This is a genomic window from Pseudomonas sp. GW822-FHT04H02 (assembly GCF_058800645.1).
Genome location: NZ_JBXAMM010000001.1, coordinates 790,915 through 806,033 on the forward strand (window position 1 = coordinate 790,915; position 15,119 = coordinate 806,033).

At 68.3% G+C, this 15,119-nt stretch carries 13 protein-coding genes; 4 read left to right on the plus strand and 9 right to left on the minus strand.

The window, feature by feature from the left end; translation table 11 throughout:
* Window positions 1-16: 16 nt before the first annotated feature.
* The 4 genes from AC1RMG_RS03850 to AC1RMG_RS03865 are packed head-to-tail and all read left to right on the plus strand — an operon-like array spanning window position 17 to window position 5,683.
* On the plus strand, window positions 17-2,116 hold the full coding sequence (locus AC1RMG_RS03850; RefSeq protein ID WP_125063255.1) for an acetate--CoA ligase family protein: 2,100 nt from the start codon (window positions 17-19) through the stop codon (window positions 2,114-2,116).
* A 10-nt stretch (window positions 2,117-2,126) separates the two neighbouring features.
* A complete protein-coding gene (locus AC1RMG_RS03855) occupies window positions 2,127-3,734 on the plus strand; it encodes a 5-guanidino-2-oxopentanoate decarboxylase (protein ID WP_125063256.1) in 1,608 nt (535 codons plus the stop codon).
* 26 nt (window positions 3,735-3,760) lie between these two features.
* Entirely contained in the window at window positions 3,761-4,969 is a 1,209-nt protein-coding gene (locus AC1RMG_RS03860; protein WP_015635405.1) for a pyridoxal phosphate-dependent aminotransferase, read from the plus strand.
* A gap of 9 nt (window positions 4,970-4,978) precedes the next feature.
* Window positions 4,979-5,683 carry an NAD(P)H-dependent oxidoreductase gene (locus AC1RMG_RS03865; protein WP_011061010.1) on the plus strand — a complete coding sequence of 235 codons (705 nt, stop codon included), beginning with the start codon at window positions 4,979-4,981 and terminating at the stop codon, window positions 5,681-5,683.
* A 384-nt stretch (window positions 5,684-6,067) separates the two neighbouring features.
* Here the strand turns inward: AC1RMG_RS03865 and AC1RMG_RS03870 are convergent, their stop codons facing one another.
* The 9 genes from AC1RMG_RS03870 to AC1RMG_RS03910 form a co-directional block, all read right to left on the minus strand.
* The gene (locus AC1RMG_RS03870) at window positions 6,068-7,054 is read right to left on the minus strand and encodes a 2-hydroxyacid dehydrogenase (protein ID WP_015635406.1); all 987 of its coding nucleotides are present in this window, start codon (window positions 7,052-7,054) and stop codon (window positions 6,068-6,070) included.
* Window positions 7,055-7,072: 18 nt separating this feature from the next.
* On the minus strand, window positions 7,073-8,368 hold the full coding sequence (locus tag AC1RMG_RS03875) for an MFS transporter (protein WP_053158148.1): 1,296 nt from the start codon (window positions 8,366-8,368) through the stop codon (window positions 7,073-7,075).
* Between the two features lie 137 nt (window positions 8,369-8,505).
* A complete protein-coding gene (locus tag AC1RMG_RS03880; RefSeq protein ID WP_072442076.1) occupies window positions 8,506-9,468 on the minus strand; it encodes a sugar kinase in 963 nt (320 codons plus the stop codon).
* Window positions 9,461-10,243, minus strand: a complete 783-nt coding sequence (locus AC1RMG_RS03885; RefSeq protein ID WP_493168393.1) for a sugar phosphate isomerase/epimerase family protein — start codon at window positions 10,241-10,243, stop codon at window positions 9,461-9,463. The genes AC1RMG_RS03880 and AC1RMG_RS03885 overlap by 8 nt, the downstream gene beginning before the upstream one ends.
* A gap of 66 nt (window positions 10,244-10,309) precedes the next feature.
* Window positions 10,310-11,326, minus strand: coding sequence for a LacI family DNA-binding transcriptional regulator (locus tag AC1RMG_RS03890; RefSeq protein WP_493168395.1), 1,017 nt, complete (start codon window positions 11,324-11,326; stop codon window positions 10,310-10,312).
* Window positions 11,327-11,468: 142 nt separating this feature from the next.
* The gene (locus AC1RMG_RS03895; RefSeq protein WP_493168398.1) at window positions 11,469-12,401 is read right to left on the minus strand and encodes an alpha/beta hydrolase; all 933 of its coding nucleotides are present in this window, start codon (window positions 12,399-12,401) and stop codon (window positions 11,469-11,471) included.
* Between the two features lie 86 nt (window positions 12,402-12,487).
* Complete coding sequence (locus AC1RMG_RS03900; RefSeq protein WP_493168400.1) at window positions 12,488-13,429, minus strand: choline ABC transporter substrate-binding protein; 942 nt, start codon at window positions 13,427-13,429, stop codon at window positions 12,488-12,490.
* A gap of 127 nt (window positions 13,430-13,556) precedes the next feature.
* The gene (locus tag AC1RMG_RS03905; protein WP_077934012.1) at window positions 13,557-14,168 is read right to left on the minus strand and encodes a LysE family translocator; all 612 of its coding nucleotides are present in this window, start codon (window positions 14,166-14,168) and stop codon (window positions 13,557-13,559) included.
* Between the two features lie 50 nt (window positions 14,169-14,218).
* A complete protein-coding gene (locus tag AC1RMG_RS03910; RefSeq protein ID WP_015635414.1) occupies window positions 14,219-15,058 on the minus strand; it encodes an AraC family transcriptional regulator in 840 nt (279 codons plus the stop codon).
* Between the last annotated feature and the right edge of the window lie 61 nt (window positions 15,059-15,119).

Consider the following 15,119-nt stretch of genomic DNA (forward strand, 5'->3'; position numbering starts at 1 on the left):
CTGGAGAATTGCCGTCATGTCCCAGACTTTGCGTGACAATCTCAAGCGCCTGCTGGCCCCGCGGCACCTGGCCTTCGTCGGCGGGCGCAGCATGGCCCGGGCCCTCAAGCGCTGCGCCGAAGGCGGTTTTGCCGGGCCCATGTGGCTGGTCAACCCGCAGCATGCCGAGCTTGATGGCGTGCCCTGCGTGGCCAGCATCGAACAGCTGCCCTGTGGCCCGGACGCGGTGTTCGTCGCCACCAACCGCGAGCTGACCCTGACCTGCGTCGCGGCGCTGGCGGCCAAGGGCGCGGGTGGGGCGATCTGTTACGCCTCGGGCTTTGCCGAAACCGGCGCCCAGGGCCAGGCCCTGCAACAGCAACTGCTCCAGGCCGCCGGCGACATGGCGCTGCTGGGCCCCAACTGCTACGGCCTGCTGGACTACCTGCACAGCGCCGCGCTGTGGCCGGTGGCCCATGGCGGTCAACCCGTGGAACGCGGTGTGGCGGTGCTGACCCAGAGCGGCAACTTTGCCTACAACCTGTCCATGAGCGATCGCTCGCTACCGGTGGCCTACATGGCGTCGGTGGGCAATCAGGCGCAGCTGGGCATTGCCGAATTGATGGACGTGCTGCTGGACGAACCACGGGTGACCGCCATCGGCCTGCACCTGGAAGGCCTGAAGAACGTGCCGGGGTTTGCCCGGGCGGCGCATAAAGCCCTGGAGAAGGGCATACCCATCATCGCCCTGAAGACCGGGGTGTCGCAGATCGGTGCCGAGCTGGCCTTGAGTCACACCAGTTCGCTGTCGGGATCGGACGCGCTGTACGACGCGCTGTTCCAGCGCCTGGGGGTGATCCGGGTCAGCGGCCCGGTGAGTTTTGTCGAAACCTTGAAGGCCGTCTCCTGCGGGCAGTTGCCAGCTGGCCCGCAGCTGATGGCCCTGGCCTGTTCCGGGGGCGATGCCGGGCTGATCGCCGACTACGCCGAGCGCAACGGCCTGCAGTTGCCCAAGCTGGATGCCGGGCAATGCGCCGAGCTGGCCCAGGTGCTGCCGGGCTACGCCAACCTGGTGAACCCGCTGGATTTCACCACCGCCATCTGGGGCGATGCCCAGGCCCTGCAAGCCATGCTCGACACGGCGCTGCGTACCGAGGCCGACAGCGCCATGCTGGTGCTGGATTACCCGGCCGAGTTTACCGGCGAGCGCAAGGAATGCGACCTGCTGCTGGAGCTGTTCTGCGCCGCGTTGCAGCGCCACGGCAAGCGCGGTTTTGTCACTTCGGCCTTTCCCGAGCTGCTGCCGGCCAGTGCCCGCGAGCGTTTGCACGGCCACGGCATTCCCGCCTTGCAAGGGGTGGAGGACGGCCTGGCGGCCTGGGGCCGGATCGTCGCCTATCAACAGCGGCGCCCGGTGTTGCTGGCCCTGGGGGAGTCGGCCCTGGTGCCGCTGTGCCCGCAGGCTCTGGACGGTAGCGCTGTGCTGCTGGACGAGTGGCAGTCCAAGCAGGCCTTGCGCGCCTTTGGCCTTTGTACCCCGGACGGCGTGTTGACCACCCCCGGGCAGGCCCTGAGCGCGGCGGCGGGCATTGGCTACCCGCTGGTGCTCAAGGCGGTGAGCGCCGAGCTGCCGCACAAGACCGAGGCCGGGGCGGTGGCCCTCAATCTCAAGGACCCTGAAGCCCTGAGCGCCGCATTGCGGCTGATGCGCACGCGGATTGCCGAGCATGCGCCGGGGCTGGCCTTTGAACAGATCCTGCTGGAGCCCATGGCCGCGGCGCCCCTGGCGGAGCTGATTGTCGGCATCAAGCGTGAGAACGACTTCGGCCTGGCCCTGGTGATCGGCGCCGGCGGGGTGCTGGTGGAACTGCTCAAGGACAGCCGCAGCCTGCTGCTGCCCACCACCGAAGGGGCGATCCGCCAGGCCTTGCTGAGCCTGCGCAGCGCTACCTTGCTGCAAGGCTTTCGCGGGCGCCCCGAGGCCGATCTTGAGGCCCTGGTGGCGGCCATCGGCGCGGTGGCGGACTACGCCTGCGAACATGCCGGGCAACTGCTGGAACTGGATGTGAACCCATTGTTGGTCGGTGCCCAGGGCACCGTCGCGGTCGATGCGTTGATTCGCCTTGGCCAGGCTTGAGGAGAGAGACATGCACGATCAGACCTTGACCGGTGGCCAGGCCCTGGTGCGGCTGCTGGCCGGCTACGGCGTCGACACGGTGTTCGGCATTCCCGGGGTGCACACCCTGGAGCTGTACCGCGGGCTGCCCGGCAGCGGCATCCGCCATGTGCTGACCCGCCACGAGCAGGGCGCGGGCTTCATGGCCGACGGTTACGCCCGGGTCAGTGGCAAGCCCGGGGTGTGTTTCGTCATCAGCGGCCCGGGGGTGACCAACGTCGCCACGCCGATTGGCCAGGCCTATGCCGACTCGATCCCGCTGCTGGTGATTTCCAGCGTCAACCACAGCGCCAGCCTGGGCAAGGGCTGCGGCTCGCTGCACGAAACCCAGGACCAGCGGGCGATTACCGCGCCTATCACCACCTTTTCGGCCCTGGCCCTGAGCCCGGAAGATTTGCCGGAGCTGATCGCCCGGGCCTTTGCCGTGTTCGACAGCGAGCGCCCGCGCCCGGTGCACATCAGCGTGCCCCTGGATGTGCTGGCGGCCAAGGTCGCCCGGGACTGGACCGGCGAGGTGGTGCGCCGCCCCGGGCGTGGCCCGGCCGCGGCGGCGGATATCCGGCAGGCGGCGGACACACTGCGCCGCGCCAAGCGGCCGATGATCATTGCCGGCGGCGGCGCGTTGCACGCCGCCGAGCAACTGCGGGCCCTGAGCACGCGCCTGGGGGCGGTGTTCTTCAGCAGCGTCGCCGGCAAGGGCCTGCTGCCGGATGAAGCGCCGCTGAACGCCGGGGCGACCTTGTGCGTGGAGCCCGGCTGGCAGCTGATCAGTCAGGCCGATGTGGTGCTGGCGGTGGGCACCGAGATGGCCGACACCGACTACTGGCGCGAGCGCCTGCCGCTGAACGGCGAGCTGCTGCGCCTGGATATCGACCCGCGCAAGTTCAATGACTTCTACCCGTGCTCGGTGGCCTTGCACGGCGATGCCCGGGCCACCCTGGACGCCTTGCTCCAGGCCTTGCCACCCACACCGGCCGAAGCGGGGGCGGCGATTCATGCGGTGGCCGATCTGCGCCAGGCGGTGCAGAACGGGCAGGGGCCCTTGCAGCAGATTCACCGCTCTATCCTGCAGCGCATTGCCGCGGAGTTGCCGGAGCACGGCTTTATCGCCAGCGACATGACTCAGCTGGCCTACAGCGGCAACTACCTGTACCCGACCCGGGCCACCCGCAGTTGGCTGCACCCCACCGGCTACGGCACCCTCGGCTACGGCTTGCCGGCGGGCATCGGCGCCAAGCTCGGTGCCCCCGAGCGTCCCGGGCTGGTGCTGGTGGGCGACGGTGGTTTTCTCTACACCGTGCAGGAGTTGGCCACGGCGGTGGAGGAACTGCGCAGCCCGCTGGTGGTGCTGCTGTGGAACAACGATGCCCTGGGGCAGATCCGCGATGACATGCTGGATCTGAACATCGAGCCCATTGGCGTGCTGCCGCGCAATCCGGATTTTGCCGCCCTGGCCCGGGCCTTTGGTTGCAGCGTCAGCCAGCCCGCCAGCCTCGATGAGCTGCAACAGGAGCTGCGCGAGGGCTTTGCCCGCAACGGCGTGACCCTGATCGAACTCAAGCACGCCTGCGCGCGCTGACCATCCCTTTTTCCTGGAGCTTGTGCATGCGCTTTTCTCGACTGACCCAACGTATTGCCGGAGACGGCGCCGCCGCCTGGGACATTCATTACCGGGCCCTGGCCAAGCGCGAACGTGGCGAGGAAGTCTGGTTGCTGTCGGTGGGCGACCCGGATTTCGACACCCCCCAGCCCATCGTCCAGGCGGCCATCGACAGCCTGCAGGCCGGCCACACCCATTACGCCGATGTGCGCGGCAAGCGCGCCTTGCGCGAGGCCATCGCCCGCCGCCATCAGCAGCGCAGCGGGCAAGTGGTGGATGCCGAGCAAGTGGTGGTGCTGGCCGGTGCCCAGTGCGCCCTCTACAGCGTGGCCCAGTGCCTGCTGGACCCGGGTGACGAAGTGATAGTGGCCGAGCCGATGTACGTCACCTATGAAGCAGTGTTCGGTGCCTGCAATGCCCGGGTGGTGCCGCTGCCGGTGCGGGCCGAGGACGGCTTTCGGGTACAGCCCGAGGCGGTGGCCGCGCGCATCACCGGCAAGACCCGGGCCCTGGTGCTCAACAGCCCGCACAACCCCACTGGCGCGAGCATTCCCCGGGCCACCTGGGAGGCCCTGGCGGCGTTGTGCATCGAACATGACCTGTGGCTGATCTGCGACGAGGTCTACAGCGAACTGCTGTACGAGGGCGAGCATGTCAGCCCGGCCAGCCTGCCGGGCATGGCCGAGCGCACCGCAACCCTCAACAGCCTCTCCAAGTCCCATGCCATGACCGGCTGGCGCCTGGGCTGGGTGGTGGCGCCGACGGCCCTGGCCGCGCACCTGGAAAACCTCGCCCTCTGCATGCTCTACGGCTCACCGGAATTCATCCAGGACGCCGCCGTGGTGGCCCTGGAACAGCCCTTGCCGCAGCTGCGGGACATGGCCCAGGCCTATCGCCAGCGGCGGGACCTGGTGTGCGACTGCCTGGCCGATTGCCCCGGTGCCCGGCCGTTGAAACCCGATGGCGGCATGTTCGTCATGGTCGATATCCGCGCCACCGGGCTCAGCGCCCAGGCCTTCAGCGAGCGCCTGCTGGATGAGCAGGGCGTCTCGGTGCTGGCTGGCGAAGCCTTCGGCCCCAGCGCCGCCGGGCATATCCGCCTGGGGCTGGTGCTGCAAGCGGATGACCTGCGCGAAGCCTGCCGGCGCATCGCCTTGTGCGCCCGGCAGTGCCTGGCCGAACGCGATGCCCCTGTTACTGTGCAACCTGTCTGAGGAAGCTTCATGAATGTGTTGATCGTCCACGCCCACCCCGAACCGCAGTCCTTCACCGCCGCCTTGCGTGACCAGGCCCGCAGCACCCTGGAGGCCCAGGGGCACCAGGTACAGGTCAGCGACCTGTACGCGATGAACTGGAACCCGGTGGCCAGCGCCGCGGATTTTGCCTCCCGGGACAATCCGGACTACCTGGTGTATGCCCTGGAACAGCGCCTGGGGGTGAAGAACCAGAGCATTGCCGCGGATATCCAGGCCGAGCTGGACAAGCTGCTGTGGGCCGACCTCTTGATCCTCAACTTCCCGGTGTTCTGGTTCTCGGTGCCGGCCATGCTCAAGGGCTGGATCGACCGGGTGCTGGTGTCGGGGGTGTGTTATGGCGGCAAGCGGTTCTATGACCAGGGCGGGCTGGCGGGCAAGAAAGCCCTGGTGACCCTGACCCTGGGCGGGCGCGAGCACATGTTCGGCGAAGGCGCGATTCACGGCCCGCTGCAGGACATGCTGCGCCCGCTGCTGCGCGGCACTTTGGCCTATGTCGGCTATGACGTGCTGGAACCCTTCGTGGCCTGGCACGTGCCCTACATCAGCCAGGAGGCTCGTGAAGCTTTCCTGCACAGCTACCGCCAGCGCCTGCAGCACCTGGCGGACGACCAGCCCCTGGTCTTCCCGCGCCTGGACCAGTTCGACGAAGCCCTGTACCCCTTGCCGGTCTGAAATCCCCACCGCCGATACGCCTTCCTCCGTAGGGGCCGGCTTGCCGGCGAACAGGGCCTTGAGCCTTGCGCTGTTCTTGCCGCCTTCGCTGGCAAGCCAGCTCCTACACGAGCGTCCGCGGCGATACGTCTGCCTCCGTAGGAGCCGGCTTGCCGGCGAACAGGCCCTTGAGCCGTGTGCTGCTCTTGCGGCCGCCTTCGCTGGCAAGCCAGCTCCTACACGAGCGTCCGCGGCGATACGTCTTCCTCCGTAGGAGCCGGCTTGCCGGCGAACAGGCCCTTGAGCCTTGCGCTGCTCTTGCGGCCGCCTTCGCTGGCAAGCCAGCTCCTACACGAGCATTCCCGGCGATAGGGAGTTCTTCGGGGGCGCTGCGCAGGCTGGCCGTTAGGGGCGCGGGCCGGTCCACGCCGCGGGGTTGACCAGGTTCGGCGGGCGCTGGCCGGCCAGGGCCGCCAGCAGGTTGTCCACCGCGCAGCGGGCCATGGCTTCGCGGGTTTCGTGGGTGGCCGAGCCGATGTGCGGGGTGGCCACGACGTTGGGCAGTTGCAGCAGCGGGGAGTCGTGGTCCAGCGGCTCGCGTTCGAAGACGTCCAGCCCGGCGCCGCGAATCCGCCGTTGTTGCAGGGCTTCTATCAGCGCCGCTTCATCCACCACCTTGCCCCGGGAAATATTGATGAAGATGCTTTCGGGGCGCATCAGGGCGAACTCCCGGGCGCCGATCAGGCCCTGGGTGCGTTCGGTCAGGGGCAGGGTCAGGCAGATGAAGTCGGCTTCCTCAAGCAGTTGCTCCAGGCTCCGGTACTGGGCATTGAAGCGTTGCTCCACCGCGGGCTTGGGCCGGGTGCTGTGGTAGATCAGCGGCATGCCGAAGCCGAAATGCCCGCGCTGGGCCAGGGCTTCGCCGATGCGCCCCATGCCGATGATGCCCAGGGTCTTGCCGTGGACATCCGTGCCAAAGTGCGCCGGCCCGATGTTGCGCTGCCATTGCCCGGCGCGCACCAGGTTGGCCAGTTCCACCACCCGCCGGGCGGTCGCCAGGATCAGCGCGAAGCCGGTGTCGGCGGTGGTCTCGGTGAGCACGTCGGGGGTGTTGCTGAGCAGGATGCGGCGCTGGGTCAGGTAGTCGATGTCATAGTTGTCGACCCCCACCGAAACGCTGGCCACCGCCCGCAACCGGGGCGCCAGGTCCAGCAGTTCGGCGTCCAGGCGCAGGCTGGCACCCAGCAGCCCGTCGGCGCTCGGCAGCGCCTGGCGCAGGGCATTCAGCCCCGCCGCGTCGAGGGTTTCGATCAGGGTCACCTGCGCCTGCTCCTGCAGGCGCGCCATCAGCGTTGGGGAGAGTTTCTTGTACAGCACCAGGTGTTTTTTCATGGGGTTCTCTAGACCGTTTCAAGGGTGGGCCAGGCGCCGGCGCAGGGGCAGGGCCTTGGCCTGCGGCTGGTCGGCACCGGGTTTGAGCAACAGGGTCAGCAGTACCGAGAGCAGCAGCGCGCCGCTCATCAGCAGGTAGGAGGCGCCGGGGGAGCCGGTGGCGCTGTTCAGGTAGCCCACCAGGTAGGAGCCGCCGAAAGAGCCCAGGGCGCCCATGCTGTTGATCAGGGCCATGGCGCCACCGGCGACGTTGGCCGGAAGGATCTCCGGGACGATGGCGAAGAACGGCCCGTAGGGCGCGTACATGCAGGCCCCGGCGATCACCAGCAGGCTGTAGGACCACCAGAAGTGCTCGGCCCCCAGCAGGTAGGAACCGTAGAAAGCGATGGCCGCCACCAGCAGCGGCGGCCAGACGAAGCGCTTGCGCTTCTGGGTGCGGTCCGAGCCCCAGGACACCGCCAGCATGGCGATCACCGCCGCCAGGTAAGGCAGGGCCGAGAGCCAGCCGGCTTCCACCATGTCCATCTGCGCGCCGTGCTTGAGGATCGACGGCAGCCACAGGACAAAGCCGTAGACCCCGATGCTCCAGCAGAAGAACTGCAGGGCGAGGATGATCACCCTGGGCGAGCGGAACGCCTCGGCGTAGTTCTTCACCGCCTTGATCCCTTGCTGTTCGGCGGCCAGGGCGCTTTCCAGGTCGCGTTTTTCGTCCTGGCTCAGCCACTGCGCCTGGCTGGGCCGGTCATCGGCCAGGCGCCACCAGATAAAGGCCCAGATCACCGCCGGCAGGCCTTCGATGATGAACATCCAGCGCCAGCTGAAGTGCTGCACCAGGTAGCCGGAGACCACCGACATCCAGAGCATGGTCACCGGGTTGCCGAGGATCAGGAAGGTGTTGGCCCGGGAGCGTTCGGCGCGGGTGAACCAGTGGCACAGGTACACCAGCATCGCCGGCATCACCGCGGCCTCTACCACCCCCAGCAGGAAGCGGATGCCGATCAGCATGTAGGCGTTGGCGACTATCCCGGTGAGGGTGGCCAGGCCGCCCCAGAGGATCAGGCTGACGAAGATCAGCTTCTTCACGCTGCGCTTTTGCGCGTAGATCGCCCCGGGCACCTGGAAGAAGAAATAGCCGAGGAAGAACAGCGCCCCCAGCAGCGAGGACAGGCCGGGGGTGATCTGCAGGTCGTCGGCCATGCCCGAGGCCGCGGCGAAACCGTAGTTGGCGCGGTCCAGGTAGGCCAGGCTGTAGGTGATGAAGACGATGGGCATGATGTACCACCAGCGGCGGGTGGCGAGTTTGAGCGTGTCCATGAAAGTTCTCCTGAGCTTGTTGTTTTTGTCGCAGCAGGTGGTTCGTGGTGTTCGGTCACTGCAGGAGCCGGCTGGCCGGCGAAGGGGCCCTTGGGGCGTGTGTCGCCGGGCGGGCGTCTTCGCTGGCAAGCCAGCGCCTACAGGGCGCTGGCGGTTTTCAGGCTGGGTGTGTGCTCCGGTAGTTCGTGGCGCAGGGGCAGGCCTTCCATGTCGCCACGGCTCTGCACCGCGCGGCTGCCGATCCAGTTGGCCCGCTGCACCGCTTCGAGGATGCCGCGGCTTTCCAGCAGGGCGCTGATCAGGCCCACGGCAAAGCCGTCGCCGGCGCCTACGGTGTCCACCACCTGGGCCACCGGCACGCCCTCGACGAAGCCGGCATCCAGCTGGGTGCGGTAGTAGGCGCCGTGGGCGCCGAGCTTGATCACCACGGCTTCGGCGCCCTGGTCCAGGTAGAAGGCGGCGATGTCCGCCGGGTCGTCGCGGCCGGTGAGCAGGCGGCCTTCGGCGAGCCCCGGCAGTACCCAATGGGCCAGCGCCGCCAGGCGGTTGATCTCGCGGATCATCAGCGCTTCGCTGGGCCACAGGGCGGGGCGCAGGTTGGGGTCGAACGACACGCTGTGCCCGGCGCTGCGCTGGGTGTGCATCAGGTGGCCGGACAGCTCCCGAGCCGAGTCCGAGAGCGCCGGGGGAATGCCGGTGGCGTGCAAGTGGCGGGCCCGCAGCAGGGCCGGGTCGAGGTCGCCGATGGCCAGGTGGCTGGCCGCCGAACCGCGGCGGAAATACTCGACCCGCGGGTCGTCGCCGCCGTCTTCCCGGGACTTGAGCTGAAAGCCGGTGGGATGGATCGGGTCGCAGCGCACGAAACGGCAGTCCAGCCCTTCGGCGCGCAGGGTGTCGAGCACGAAGCGCCCCAGGGAGTCGTTGCCTACCCGGCTCAGCCAGGCCACCTTGAAGCCCAGGCGTGCCAGGCCGATGGCCACGTTGCTGTCGGCCCCGGCGATGCGCTTGTGGAAGTGCTGGACCTGGGCCAGGTCGCCGCCGTGTTCGGCAACGAACATCGCCATGGTTTCGCCGAACGAGAGGATATCGATATCAGGCATCTGCATGCTCCAGGCGCGATTGGCCAAGGTGGGCCAGCAGGCTGACCTGCTCGGTGGTCACTTGCAGCAGGTCGGTGCCTTGCAAGGGGTATTCCACGGCCCGGGTAATACCTTGAGTCATGTGCCGCAGCAGTTGTTCCCATTGATGCAGCTCCGGGGCGCCGGGCGGTATGGCCACCAGCTTGCCGTCGACCCGCAGGCGCACCGCCTTGCAGTGCACGTAGGCCACGTGCCGGCCCAGCAGGCGCGCGGCGTTGAGCGCCGATTGCTCCTGCCATTGCCAGTTGCCGATGTCGAAGGTCATGCGCAGCGGCAGGTTCAGCGCCTCTACCGCGCTGAAAAAGCGCTGGAACGGCTCGATGCGCCCGCCGTGGGCGGTCTGGTCGTTCTCCACCAGCAGGGCCAGGGGCTGGCGAAACAGCAGGCTGGCCAGGCTGCGCAGGTTGTGGTGTTCGCGAAAGTGCCCGAGGGACACCTTGAGCCGCTTGGCGCCGAACTCCCGGGCCCGTTGCAGGGTGGCGCTCAGTTGCGGGTTGGGCTCGCTGCGCTCGGCCTGCCACAACTCCAGGGGCGAGGAAAACACGCTTTCCAGGCCGTGCTCCGCAGCGCTGCGGGCCAGCTCGGCGGGCTGCTCATGGGTCAGCAGTTCTTCGCGCCATTCAATGCAGGACGCGCCGGCGGCGGCCACCAGGGGAATGAAATGCGCCTGACCCTGTGCGCGCACAAGGTCTGCGCCGTAGCTGGACAAACTGATGGAGACGGGGGATTGCTGCATGTTCCTGACCTCTGAAACCGGTTTCATTTTTGTTCGAGAAAAAAGTGGTGGGCCTTGCCCCCACTGTTACAACCGGGTGGAGCCGCGCACGATCAACTGCGCCGGAAAATCCACCACCCGCGCCGGGGCATCGTCGCCCCGCAGGCGCTTGAGCAGGCATTCGAAGGCACTGGTGCCTATGGCTTCGGTGGGCTGGGCCAGGGCCGTGATGCCATTGCCCACCAGGGGGTACCAGTCCAGGTCGTCGAGGGCGATCAGGCCCACGCCTTCGAACAGCGGGCACTCCAGCTCACGCAGGGCACGGGTGGCGGCCAGGGTCGCCACGCCGTTGGCGCAGAACAGCGCCTTGGGCCCGGGGCCGGGGGCGGCGAGAAAGGCTTGCAACTGGCTGGTCAGGTGGCTGCCGGTTTCCAGCAGTTGGCCGCGCAAGGCCGGACGGCGCTCGATCTCGGCCTGGAAACTGGCGCTGCGCTCCAGCCGCGAGCTGGTGCCGTCATGGGGTTCGCTGACCAGCAGCAGGTCGCGATAACCCTGCTGTTGCAGGTGGTCGAGGGCGCTGCGCACCGCCGCCGGGTTGTCCAGGCCCACCAGGTCGGCCTGCAACTGCGAGAGCTTGCGGTCCACCAGGACCATGGGCATCTCTTCCTGCAATTGCTGCAACTGTTCCAGGTGGTGGCCCAGGGTGTTCACGATCAGGCCTTCGATGTTGTAGGCCCGCAGGTTGGCCAGGTGCCGGGCTTCCTGTTCGTCGTCGCGGTCGGTGTTGCACACCACCAGGCTGTAGCCGTGCTGGCGGCAGGCGGTTTCCACGCCATGCATCACGGCAATCGAATAGGGGTTGCGGATATCGGCCACCAGCATGCCGATCAGGCGGGTGCGCCCGCGCTTGAGGCTGCGGGCCATCTGGTTCGGGCGGTAGCCCAGTTCGCTGATGGCCTGATCGATGCGCAGGGCAATGGCATCGGAGAGCAGGGCCCGGTCCTCGCCGATAAAGCGCGACACGCTGGCCTTGGAGACCCCGGCGCGGCGGGCGACATCGAGCATGGTGACGCGGCTGCGCTGGGCGGCGGAAAACTGATTCACGGGCGACGACCTTGTTTTTGGAATTATGGGTTCCAGTTGCGCTGAAACCGGTTTCAGGAAACCGCAAAAGCGCTTCGGCCGTCAATAGTGCGGAGGCAGGAAATAGCATCCGGGCAGGTCGGTGGCTGACCAACGGTCGCGTTCAGGGGCGACCCAGGTGCTGTTCCAGGTAGGCCAGCAGGGCGCTGTACAGGGCGTCCACTTCAGGGGCCACGCCCCTGGCACGCAGGCAGCCGTGCACCAGCCCCAGGCCCGGGTACAGCTGGCTTTGCCCACCGGCTGCGAGCAAGTGCTGGTGATAACGCTCGCCGTCATCGCGCAGCGGGTCGAACTGTGCCAGGGCGATAAAGGCCGCGGGCAGGCCGGCGAACTGTTGCGCCAGTAGCGGCCGGGCATAGGCCGAGCGCTGCTGCGGGCCGGGCAGGTACAGGGCCTGGAAACAGTCCAGGTCGCTGCTGCTGAGCAAGGGCGCGTCGGCGCACTGGCTGCGCGAGGGCAGGTTGGCGGCACCACCCAGGCCGGGGTAGACCAGCACCTGGGCCGCCGGCCCGGGTTCGCCGGCATCGCGCAGGGCCAGGCACAGCGCCGCCGCCAGGTTGCCGCCGGCGCTGTCGCCCATCAGCACCCGGCGCTGCGGGTCCAGTGGCAGGGGCAGCAGCCCTTGTTCCAGGGCCCGCCAGACCCCCAGGCAATCGTCGAAGGCGGCGGGGAACGGGTGCTCCGGGGCCAGCCGGTAGTCCACGGCGATCACCAGTATTCCCAGCTCGCTGGCCAAGCGGGCGGTGATGAACTCGTGGGAGTCCAGGCTCCCCAGCACCCAGCCGCCGCCGTGCAGGTACAACAGCCAGGGCCAGCCCGAAGGCGCAGCGGGGCGCTCGGGGTGATACAGGCGCAGTGGCACCCCGGAAAGTTGCAGCTCCTGTACCGCCAGCCCGGCCGGGCGAGGCGGGGTGAAGGCCCGGCACATGCGCTCGTAGCTGTCGCGCAGGCCCTGGAAGCTGCTGTCGGCGCTGGTGTAGCTCAGGGTTCGCTGGACAAAGGCCGCCAGCTCGGCAGAAAGCGGGTAATGGTTCATGGACAGTCCTGGAGTGTGGGAGCCGGCTTGCCGGCGAAGGGCCCGTGAGACCGCCTGCGCCGGCAAGCCGGTTCCTGCAGAGGTGGCTACAGGCTCGCTTTGACCGCTGCCACGCCATCGCGGCCGTCGAAGGTGGTCACTCCCGCCAGCCAGCGCTGCAGGTCCTCGGGATGCTCGCGCAACCATTGCCGGGCCACCTCCTGGGGGGATTGGCGCTGCATGATGGGCACCATCAGCTGGCTTTCCTGGGCTGCGGTGAAGCTCAGGTTCTTCAGCAGCCGGTCGACGTTGGGGCAGCGCTCGGCATAGTCCGGGGCGGTCACCGTGGACACCGTGGCCGCGCCTTCGTTGGGCCCGTACACGTCCTCGCTGCCGGTGAGGTAGGTGATGGCCAGGTTGATGTTCATCGGGTGCGGGGTCCAGCCGACGAACACCACGAACTCCTTGCGGTTGATCGCCCGCTGCACCGCCGCCAGCATCCCGGCCTCGCCGGACTCGATCAGCTTGAAGCCCTTGAGGCCGAAATGGTCGGTGTCGATCATGGTCTTGATCGTGGTATTGGCGCCGCTGCCGGGTTCGATGCCATAGATCTTGCCCCCCAGTTGCTCCTTGAAGCGGGCGATGTCGGCGAAGGTCTTCAGGCCCGCTTGCGCCACGTAGTCCGGCACCGCCAGGGTCGCCTGGGCATCGGCCAGGCTGGGCTGGGCCATGACCCTGACCTGCCCGGCGGCCAGGAAGGGCGCGATGTTCAGGTCCATGGCCGGTTTCCAGTAGCCGAGGAAGATGTCCAGGCGCCGGTCGCGAATGCCGGCGAAGATGATCTGCTGCACCGCGCTGGTCTGCTTGCTGTCGTAGCCCAGGCCGCCGAGCAGCACGTCGGCCATGGCGCTGGTGGCGATCACGTCGGTCCAGTTGACCACGCCCATGCGCACGGTCTTGCAGGCGGCGGGCTCGGCGGCCCAGGTCGGGGCACTCAGCAGGGCGCTGGCGCAACAGGCCAGGAAACAACGCTTGAACGGTGTTTTCATCGGAGGCTCTCGTGGGGCAGTGGTTTTTGTTCGGGGCGGCGTCTTGTTGCGCCGTGTGCGCCACCCTACAGGGCCCCGGTGCCGAGCCAAAGGCACTGGAGCGACCGCCCGTTGCACTGTGGCGACCTCAGGCCCACAGGCTCATCCAGGTGGATGCCAGCAACAGCAGGGCCATGCCCCGATTGAACGCCTGCAGCGCTCGCGGCGAGCGCAGCCAGTGCGCCGAACCGGCCCCCAGCAGTGCCCAGGCGCCCAGGCACGGCAGGGCGATGAGGAAAAACACCAGGGACAGCCACAGCGCCCGCCACTGTCGGTCGGCCTCGGTACCGGCGAACACGCTGACCACCGCCAGGGCCATCATCCAGGTCTTGGGGTTCACCAGTTGCAACGCGGCGGCGCCGGCCAGCCCGAGGCGGCGCGGCTGCCCGGCACTGGCATCCAGCGCGCTGGCCGGGGCCTGCCAGATCTGCCAGGCCAGGTAGCTGAGCCACAGCAGCCCGAGCCACTGCATGGCCTGCTGCACCTTGGGCCTGCCGGCGAGCCAGTCGCCCAGGCCGGCGCCCACCAGCAGCACGATCCCGGCCGCAGCCAGCGCCGCGCCGAGGATGATCGGCGGCGCCGCCCGCAGGCCATGGCGGGCGCTGTTGTTCAGCACCAGGATATTGGTCGGCCCCGGGGTGATGGAGGCGACGAAGGCAAACAGCACAAAGGGCAGCAGGGTCGAGAGAGACAGGGGCATGGCAGGCAACTCCGGTAAGTGATCGGCAGTTGATCCTGGCCCAGGTGCTTTCAGGCGTCTGGAAGCTTTGTGCAGCGCTTGCGATACAACGCCGGGCTCAGCCCGTAGGCACGCATGAACCAGCGCCCCAGGTGGCTCTGGTCGGCAAAGCCCAGGGCCGTGGCGACCTCGGCCGGCGCCGCGCCGCCGGCCAGCAGGCGGCGTGCCCGGCTCAGGCGCAGTTGCACTAGGTAGGCATGGGGTGGCAGGCCGAAGGCGGCCTTGAAGGCGCGGCTGAGGCGAAAGCGGTCGACCCCGCAGGCCTGGCTCAGGGCTTCCAGGCTCAGGTCCTGGGCCAGGTGTGCATGCAGGTAGTCCCGGGCCCGTTGCGCCACCAGCGGCAGGCGCGGGTCCTGGGCGTAGCGCCGGCGCCAGTGCAAGTGCCCGGTCAGTTGTTCCAGCAACTGGTCCAGGGCGCTCTGGCGGACGATGCGCAACTCGCCATGGTGCAGGCTGTGAAAGGCCGCGCTGGTGGCCCGGGCCAGGCGCGGATCGCTGGCCAGGGTACTGCCGAATGCCAGTTGGGCATTGGCCGGCGCCTCGGCGAACAGCGCCCCCAGTTCGCGCTCCAGCCACTGCGGGTCGAGGTACAGCATGCGGTAGGTAAAGCCGCCCTCGGTGGGGGCCTCGCCGTCGTGGATTTCCCCCGGTTCCAGCAGGAACACCTTGCCCGGCGTGCTCTGGTGCCGGGCCCGGCGGCAGTTGAACTGCTGCACCCCTTGCTCGGTGACGCCCACCAGGTAGCTGTCGTGCCAGTGCGGGTCATAGGCGTGGCCAGTGAAATGGGCCCGCAGGGTCTCGATGCCGGTGTCGGCATCCTGGGCCAGGTCGATCCAGTTGGGCGTGGTCATGGGGCGGTCCGTGGGGCGTGGCGGCAACCCTGGCAGTTAACGCCGCTGGCAGGGCTGGGGT

Coding starts and splice junctions, on each gene's coding strand:
- AC1RMG_RS03850 (WP_125063255.1), top strand. CDS start 17: ATGTCCCAGACTTTGCGTGACAATCTCAAGCGCCTGCTGGCCCCGCGG.
- AC1RMG_RS03855 (WP_125063256.1), top strand. CDS start 2,127: ATGCACGATCAGACCTTGACCGGTGGCCAGGCCCTGGTGCGGCTGCTG.
- AC1RMG_RS03860 (WP_015635405.1), top strand. CDS start 3,761: ATGCGCTTTTCTCGACTGACCCAACGTATTGCCGGAGACGGCGCCGCC.
- AC1RMG_RS03865 (WP_011061010.1), top strand. CDS start 4,979: ATGAATGTGTTGATCGTCCACGCCCACCCCGAACCGCAGTCCTTCACC.
- AC1RMG_RS03870 (WP_015635406.1), bottom strand. CDS start 7,054: ATGAAAAAACACCTGGTGCTGTACAAGAAACTCTCCCCAACGCTGATG.
- AC1RMG_RS03875 (WP_053158148.1), bottom strand. CDS start 8,368: ATGGACACGCTCAAACTCGCCACCCGCCGCTGGTGGTACATCATGCCC.
- AC1RMG_RS03880 (WP_072442076.1), bottom strand. CDS start 9,468: ATGCCTGATATCGATATCCTCTCGTTCGGCGAAACCATGGCGATGTTC.
- AC1RMG_RS03885 (WP_493168393.1), bottom strand. CDS start 10,243: ATGCAGCAATCCCCCGTCTCCATCAGTTTGTCCAGCTACGGCGCAGAC.
- AC1RMG_RS03895 (WP_493168398.1), bottom strand. CDS start 12,401: ATGAACCATTACCCGCTTTCTGCCGAGCTGGCGGCCTTTGTCCAGCGA.
- AC1RMG_RS03900 (WP_493168400.1), bottom strand. CDS start 13,429: ATGAAAACACCGTTCAAGCGTTGTTTCCTGGCCTGTTGCGCCAGCGCC.
- AC1RMG_RS03905 (WP_077934012.1), bottom strand. CDS start 14,168: ATGCCCCTGTCTCTCTCGACCCTGCTGCCCTTTGTGCTGTTTGCCTTC.
- AC1RMG_RS03910 (WP_015635414.1), bottom strand. CDS start 15,058: ATGACCACGCCCAACTGGATCGACCTGGCCCAGGATGCCGACACCGGC.